A 6756-nucleotide genomic window follows, 5' to 3' on the forward strand; every position below is an offset into this window, starting at 1 on the left:
GATCGTCGGCGCACTGGCCCGCTACACCGGGGACTTCGCGCTCGCCGAGGACGTCGCCCAGGAGGCGCTCGCCGAAGCACTCGTCGGCTGGGCGCGCGACGGCGTGCCCACCAGCCCGGTGGGCTGGCTGCTGGCGACCGCGCGCCGGCGCGCCATCGACGCCTTCCGCCGCGCCTCCGCCCTCGACGAGCGCTACACCCTGCTCGCGGGCCAACTCGCCGAAGGCCAGTTCAGCTCCGGCCCGGCGACCGCCTCCGGCCCGCCGCACGAACTGCCGTGGGACCCCGACCGGGTCGACGACGACGTCCTCGCGCTCATGTTCACCGCCTGCCACCCCGTGCTCTCCCCCGAGGCCCGGGTCGCGCTCACGCTGCGCGTGGTGGGCGGCCTGTCCAGCGAGGAGATCGCCCGGGCGTTCCTCGTACCCACCGCCACCGTCCAGGCCCGGATCACCCGGGCGAAGAAGACGATCGCCGCGGCGCACGTGCCGTTCGAACTGCCGCCAGCCGAGGACCGGCGCGAACGGCTCGGCGCCGTCCTGAGCGTCCTGTACGTGATCTTCACCGAGGGCTCGACCGCGACCGCCGGCGACCACCTGCTACGCCCCGACCTCGCCTACGAGGCACTCCGGCTGGCCCGGACGCTGGCCGCCCTGCTGCCCGCCGAACCGGAGGCGTGCGCACTGCTCGCGCTGTTCGAACTCACCGCCGCGCGCTTTGCGGCCCGCACCGCACCCGACGGGGAGGCGGTGCTCCTGGAGGACCAGGACCGGCGCCGGTGGGACCGCTCCGCGATCCGCCGCGGCCTGGCCGCACTCGGCCGCGCCGCCGCCACCGGACGGGGCCTCGGCCCCTACGGCCTCCAGGCCGCGATCGCCGCCTGCCACGCGGCGGCGCCCTCGGTGCAGGAGACCGACTGGGAACACATCGTGCTCCTCTACGAGGCACTCGGCCGCGTGGCCCCCTCCCCCGTCGTCGAACTCAACCGGGCCGTGGCCGTCGCCATGGCCAACGGACCCCAGCAGGCGCTCCACCTGGTCGACGAACTCGCCGCCTCCGGCCGGCTCTCGGGATCGCACCTGCTCCCGGGCGTACGCGGCGAACTCCTGACCAGACTCGGCCGCACCGCCGAGGCCCGCGCCGAACTGGAACTCGCCGCCCGGCTGTGCCGCAACACCCGCGAGCGGTCGGTACTGCTGCGCAAGGCGGCCGCGCTGCCGTGACGCCCCCGCCCGGGCGGGCGGGGGCGTCGCGAGCCGGGGCCGTCACGAGCGGGGGCAGAACTCCGCCTCCAGCTCGGAGGTGAACACCGCGATCGGCCAACTCCCCTCGACCCAGTCGCCGTTGACGTTGGTGGCGAGCAGGTGCCGGCCGTCGCGGGTGCCGAACGCGTAGGACCACGAGCCGTTGATGGCGCCGCCCATGCCCCAGACGGTGGGGCCGCAGTCGAGCCTGATGCCCGCGACGCCCAGACCGTATTCCGCCTGGTCGATCCACTGGTGCCCGGTCGGGATCATCGTGAACATCTCCCGCTGCTGGGCGGGCGGCAGGAGCCGTCCGCCCAGCAGGGCGGCGAAGAAGGTGTTCAGGTCGCGGACGTCGGAGACCATGTCGCCGGCGGCCCAGCCCCAGGACGGGCTCAGCTCCGTCACGTCGTAGGCGGTGGCGTTCGGCCCGGTGAGCCCCAGACGCGAGTACTCGCGCCCGTGCGGCCCGTGGATGGCGGTGTCGTCGGAGGAGGGTTCGTAGGTGCCGGTGAGGCCCAGCGGGGTGGTGATCCGCTGCTCGATCTGCGCGGCCAGGGTGCCGCCGGAGGCCCGCTCGACGATCAGGCCGGCGAGGACGTAGTTGGTGTCGGAGTAGGTCCAGCCGGTACCGGGCGCGAAGTCGGGCCGGTGGGCGAGCGCGATCCGGACGAGCTGTCCGGGGGTGTAGCTGTCGAAGCGGTGCCGCAGGAAGGGCAGGCCGCTCGCCTCCTGCCGGACCTTCTCGTCCATCGCGTAGTTGTAGATGCCGCTGGTGTGGTTGAGGAGCTGGCGCACGGTGATCCGCTCGCCGTCGTAGCCGGGGGCGTCGAGGAGGCCGGGCAGCCAGCGCTCCACGCTGTCGTCGAGGCTCAGCCGCCCCTCGGCGGCGAGCTGGAGGACGACGGTGGCGACGAAGGTCTTGGTGGTGCTGCCGATGCGGAACCGGTCCTGCGCGAGACGGGCCCGCCCGGTGGCGAGGTCGGCGACGCCCGCGCTGCCGAACCACCGGCGGTCGCCGTCCCGGACCTCGGCGACCGCACCGGGCAGGCCGCCCGTGGCCACCGCCCCGTCCAGCACCCGCTGGACCCCCGGGTGCCCGCCCCTGCCGTCCGGCGCGGGCGCGGCGAACGCCGGTGTGGCGGCGGCGCCGACCAACACGGCCCCGGCGAGCAGGGTGGCGACGGCTGCGCGCGTGGTGGTTCCCATGGCGTGTTCCCCCTCGATGTGGTGTCGCGGTTCGGGAAGAAGCTACGAGCAAATTCACATAATGGTCAATACGAAACCTGCCGATGGTGGATGTATTTGCAGGTAGATACCACAATATTCTTGCAATGACCCTCCCAGTTAATGCAACAGAACGTCGCGAGTCCATTGCAACAGTGGGCGAGCCGGACGGATACTGTTCACGCGACGGAAGGAGACGAGGACGGATGCCCGGAGCCAGGCTGACCCCGCAGGACCGCCACCGGATCGCCGCCGGACTGGCCGAGGGGCTGGGCTACGGCGAGATCGCCCGGCAGATCGAACGGCCGACCTCGACCGTCACCCGCGAGATCGCCCGCAACGGCGGACCCTCCGACTACCGGGCCGAACACGCCCAGCGCGCCACCGCACAGCGCTCCCGCCGCAGCGGCACGACCGCCCGACCGGCCGCCGCCGCCACGCCGCCGGCCGAGGGCCGCGACCCGCAGGCGGTAAGCGAATTCGCCGACGAACTGGCCGAGCTGCTGGTGCACAGCGGCCTGCCCCGCATGGTCGCCCGGGTCCTCGCCTGCCTGTACGTCACCGACGACGGCAGCCTCACCGCGGGCGAACTGGTGCAACGGCTGCAGGTCAGCCCGGCCGCCGTCTCCAAGGCCGTCGGCTACCTGGAGGGCCAGGCGCTGATCCGCCGCGAACGCGGCGAACAGCAGCGCCGGGAGCGGTACGTCATCGACGACGACGTCTGGTACCGGGCACTGCTGGCCAGCGCCGAACGGAACACGATGCTCGCCGGCGTCGCCCGCCAGGGCGCCGAGACGCTCGGCCCCGGCACACCGGCCGGCGCCCGGATGGACGACGCCGCAGCCTTCCTGGACCGGATCGGCCAGGACATCGTGCGCTCCGTCCGGCAGTGGCGGGAGGAGAGCGGGCCCGGATCGCGGACCGGCTGATCCCGGACGCCCCCTGCGGGGCGGTCGGGTGAGATGCGCAATGGTCCGGGCGGGTGGGGCTCCGCACCCGATCGGGTGCCGTATCCGCGGATACGCGGCGGGTTCTTCGACAAGGCGGTCGCGGCGGGCCGGCCGTCGGCCCCCGGGGCGTGCCGGCGGCCCGGTGGGGGCTGGTTCAGGCCGGGGGCCGGAGGCCGACCGACGGGGTAGAGCCGGGTGCGCAGTTGCGTCTCGGCGCTGCCGGACGACGCCCCGGGGGCCCCGGGAAAGCGTTCGTCCGGGGCGGGTGCGCCGGGCGGGGGGCGGCGAACCCGGCGGGAAGGCGCGGCCCCGCGGGGGCGGCCGGAGGGCGGCGACCGGCTGAACCGGGCCTGTCCGGTGCCCCGTTCCTCCGTGAAAGGCAGCTCTGTCGTGCTGCCGTCACTGCCGATTTCCGTGGAGGACCGCAGTGCATCACCGTTCCCGTCCAGTGGCCAGGGTGCTCGGCTCGGGCGCCGCCCTGAGTCTGGCGCTGGCGCTCACCGTGACCGCCTCCCCCGCCCTGGCCGCGCCGCCGGGCCCGACCGCCGAGCCCGATCCCGTCCCCGCCCTGGTGGCCGGTGAGGGCACCGCCGCCCCGCAGTTGGTGACCGGGCTGTCCGAGGCGGCGCCCGGCGGTCCGGTCGAGGCGGCCCGGGCCCATCTCGCGGCCCACCTGGACCGGTACCGGGTCGATCCGGGGCAGCTGACCGAGCTCGCGGTCGAGCGCACGGCCGCCGACCGGCGCACCGTCAGGTTCCAGCAGTACCACGGCGGCATACCGGTGCTCGGCGGGCAGTACCTGGTCCGCCTCACCGGCGAGGGGGCCGGCCAGCGGGTGGAGTCGGTCGGCGGCAAGTACTTCACCGGGCTGACCGCGCCGACCGCCCCCGCCGTGCCGGACGCGGTGCTGCGCAAGCTGGCGCTCGACTCGCTCCCCGACCCGCGCGCCCGGGCCGGGGCCACCGCCGAGGACCGCGGCCTGGTCGTCCTGCCGGGCGGCACCGGCCGACTCGCCCGGCACTTCACCGTGCACACCGCCGACCCGGGCAACGGCGAACCGCTGGTCCGCGAGGTCTACGCGGACGCCACGCTCGGCGTGGTCGCCCTCGCCCACGACTCCTCGGCCCCCTACCAGGTCAGCGGCGCCGACGACACAGGCGCCGGCGCCGCCCGTGGCGCGGCCGCCGCCGAGCCCGCCACCGGGACCGCCCCCGACCTCCTGGGCCGCACCGTGCCGGTGAACATCTCCCGCCAGCCGGACGGAAGTTACCAACTCGTCGACCTCACCCGGCCCGTCACCATCACCACCTACGACGCGACCGGACGGGACTACAACGAGTTCAGCGGCCGACTGCCCGACGGCAGCCTCCCCGTCGCCTCCCCGGGCCCGGCCTTCCCCGCCTCCACCGGCACCAGCGGCGCCACCGACGCCCACCTCAACGCCGCCGCCGTGTACGGCTTCTACCACGACCGGCTCGGCCGCGACGGCCTGGACGGCAAGGGCGGCGCGATCACCTCCGTGGTGAACGTGAGCAACCGCGGCAAGCCCTTCCCGAACGCCGCCTGGGACGGGCAGAAGATGCTCTACGGCAACGGCAACGCCAGGTTCCTGCCGTTCTCCGCCGCCCTCGACGTGGCCGGGCACGAGATGACCCACGGCGTCATCCAGCACACCGCCAACCTGGTCGGCGACGGCCAGTCCGGGGCGATGAACGAGGGACTCGCCGACTACTTCGGCAACGCCATCGAGGTCACCGCCCGCGGCACGTCCATGGACGACCCGGCGGCCGCGCTGATGGGCGAGAACCTGTGCCGCACCGGCACCCCGCAGGACTGCGCGAACCGCCGCCTGGACGACCACCGCACCACCGTGGACGACTACCTCGGCGCCGGACTCGACCTGGACAACGGCGGCGCGCACCTCAACGCCACCATCTTCAGCGGCGCCCTGTGGGACATCCGGCGCACCCTCGACCCGCTCACCGCCGACCGCCTCGTCTACCGGGCAATGGCCGAATACCTCACCCCGCTCGACGACTTCGTCGACGGACGCAACGCGGTGCTCGCCGCCGGCCGGGCCCTCAAACTCAGCGGAGCCCAACTGCGCAAGGTGGCCGCCGCGTTCGACGCACACGGGATCAAGGCCGGCTGGCAGAACCGGCTCGGGACGGACACCCGCCCGCTGCTGCCCGGCACCTCCGCCCCGGTCGGACCGGCCGCGGGCGGAGGCCACTGGGTGATGGGCAACACCGACCCGAACGGCAAGGGCGCGACGGCCCTGTACACCGGCTCCACCACCTCCCCCGGCACCCCGACCCGGCTCAGCCCGGACGACGGGCGGATCCACGGCTGGGCCGCCACCGACGGCACGTCCGCCGTCTGGCTGGCGATCGGACCCGACGCCACCGGCACGTGGGGGACGGAGGTGCTGACCCGCCCGCTGTCCGGCGGCCCGGTACGCAGCGTGTTCCACTCCCCCGACCAGTCGCCCGGCAGCGTCCGGGTATCCGGCGGGGACATCGCCTTCACGGTGACCGACAACGACACCGGCCGCACCCGGGTCCGCCTCTCCCACGACGGCGCCCCGCCCGTGGAACTCCCGCTGCCCGAGGGCCACAACCTCACGTCCTTCACGTCCCTCGCGTTCAAGGACGGCCTGCTCGGCTGGATCGAGTCCTGGACGGCCGACGGGGCCGGCGTCCAGGCGCCGACGGTCTTCTCGACCGCCACCGGCAAGGTCGCCGCCCAGTACCCGGTGAGCACCCCGAACGGCACCGACCCGCCGTACCTCGCCTCCCCGCTGCTCGCGGGCGACCGGCTGCTCTGGCTGGCCGCCCCGGCCGACCGCACCCGACCGACCGCCCTGCGCTCCGGCGCCCTGGACGGCTCCGGCGTGCGCGACCTGCTCTCCGCCGACTCGCCGTACACCCCGGCGGACATGGAGCTCACCGCCACCGACCGGGCCGTCACCTTCATGCACCGCAGCGCCCAGCCGAGCAGCGGCTGGTCGAACGCCGCGCTGCCCAAGCTGTACCAGCTGCCGGTCGGCGGCGGCACCCCCGTGCGGGTCTCCTGCAACCGGGGCAGCCAGTTCCACGCCGCCGCCGACCAGGGCACCCGGACGGTCTGGCTGGACGCCACCGCCGGGCGCAACGACCTCGTGGTCCGCGACCGCCCGGCCGGGTCCTGCTGATCCGAGCGCGGCCGCGTCGTGGGCCCCCGGGGCGGCGGGGCCCCCGGGGGGCGGGGCGGGGGGGCGCGCGGCCCGGGGGGGGGGGGGGGGGGCGCGCGCGGGGGGCCGGTTTGCAGCGGCGGGCGCGCGGGGGTGGCCCGGCC

Annotated in this window: 4 protein-coding genes; 3 read left to right on the plus strand and 1 reads right to left on the minus strand. The window is 75.0% G+C overall.

Going from position 1 to position 6756, the window contains the following annotated elements; translation table 11 throughout:
* Position 1 precedes the first annotated feature (1 nt).
* Positions 2-1222 carry an RNA polymerase sigma factor gene (locus ACFV61_RS32260; RefSeq protein WP_380495504.1) on the plus strand — a complete coding sequence of 407 codons (1221 nt, stop codon included), beginning with the start codon at positions 2-4 and terminating at the stop codon, positions 1220-1222.
* Between the two features lie 42 nt (positions 1223-1264).
* Here the strand turns inward: ACFV61_RS32260 and ACFV61_RS32265 are convergent, their stop codons facing one another.
* The gene (locus ACFV61_RS32265; RefSeq protein ID WP_380495506.1) at positions 1265-2452 is read right to left on the minus strand and encodes a serine hydrolase domain-containing protein; all 1188 of its coding nucleotides are present in this window, start codon (positions 2450-2452) and stop codon (positions 1265-1267) included.
* Between the two features lie 224 nt (positions 2453-2676).
* Here ACFV61_RS32265 and ACFV61_RS32270 point away from each other — a divergent pair, with 224 nt between their 5' ends.
* Positions 2677-3399: a MarR family transcriptional regulator gene (locus ACFV61_RS32270; protein ID WP_380495508.1), complete on the plus strand. Its 723-nt coding sequence runs from the start codon at positions 2677-2679 to the stop codon at positions 3397-3399.
* 448 nt (positions 3400-3847) lie between these two features.
* A complete protein-coding gene (locus ACFV61_RS32275; protein ID WP_380495510.1) occupies positions 3848-6613 on the plus strand; it encodes a M4 family metallopeptidase in 2766 nt (921 codons plus the stop codon).
* Positions 6614-6756 lie beyond the last annotated feature (143 nt).

Source organism: Kitasatospora sp. NPDC059817 (assembly GCF_042731835.1).
In the GTDB taxonomy this organism is placed as follows: Bacteria; Actinomycetota; Actinomycetes; order Streptomycetales; family Streptomycetaceae; genus Kitasatospora.